Below are 727 nucleotides of genomic sequence, written 5' to 3' on the forward strand. Positions count from 1 at the left end.
TAATAGAAGAATATTTTTAATCATGAATCCATCTTTCCGTGACCTACAAAAGATACTAGTTAATATGATAAACCTTTGAGGTGTAACGTACAGTTATTTTAGTGTGAGGAATTCTGTTCGAATAGGATTTGACCAAAGAAATAAGGGAGCGTATTGCTCCCTTATTTTGGTTTGATTAGTTGAGTTTGTTAAGCGTTGGAAATGATGAGTTCTTAATTGCGTCAATGCTTTTAACAAAAGGCTTCAACTGTTGGAATTGAGTTGGAAGCGTTGAAATCGCTTGTTGAGCTTCGGCGCTTGTTGCGTAGTCACCGTAAAGAACCGAGAACCACTTTGTGCCGTTGACAACTTTGTAATTCTCCCAAATCGGCTGACCGTTTTGAGGCAGTTTGTTTGCAAATTGATCAACTTTAGCTTGGCTACCTACGGCGACTACCTGGATGGTGTAACCGAATCGTTGAATACCTGCTTGCTTCTTGCTCGGAGGGATGATTTTAACGGGTTTTACCTGTTCTTTTGGTGTGAGTTTCACCACTTTTTTCTCTTCAGGCTTTGCCGTCATTTTCACGACTTCAGGCTTAACGTCTTGTTCTACAACTGCACTTTCAGACGCCATTATAGGCTTAGAGACTGCGTCTGATTTGTAGTCTTCTCGGTAGCTTTCGGAGGTAACATCTGTGATGTAAGTTTCCGAAACACAAGCTGAAAGAAGGACTGATAAGCCGAT

At 40.9% G+C, this 727-nt stretch carries 1 protein-coding gene; it reads right to left on the reverse strand.

Annotated features, from left to right (window positions below; genetic code table 11):
* Positions 1-175: 175 nt before the first annotated feature.
* On the reverse strand, positions 176-727 hold a 552-nt coding region (locus R7Z49_RS24820; protein WP_318112349.1), incomplete at its 5' end, for an SPOR domain-containing protein.

Source organism: Vibrio sp. 1562 (assembly GCF_033340155.1).
Taxonomy (GTDB): domain Bacteria; phylum Pseudomonadota; class Gammaproteobacteria; order Enterobacterales; family Vibrionaceae; genus Vibrio; species Vibrio alginolyticus.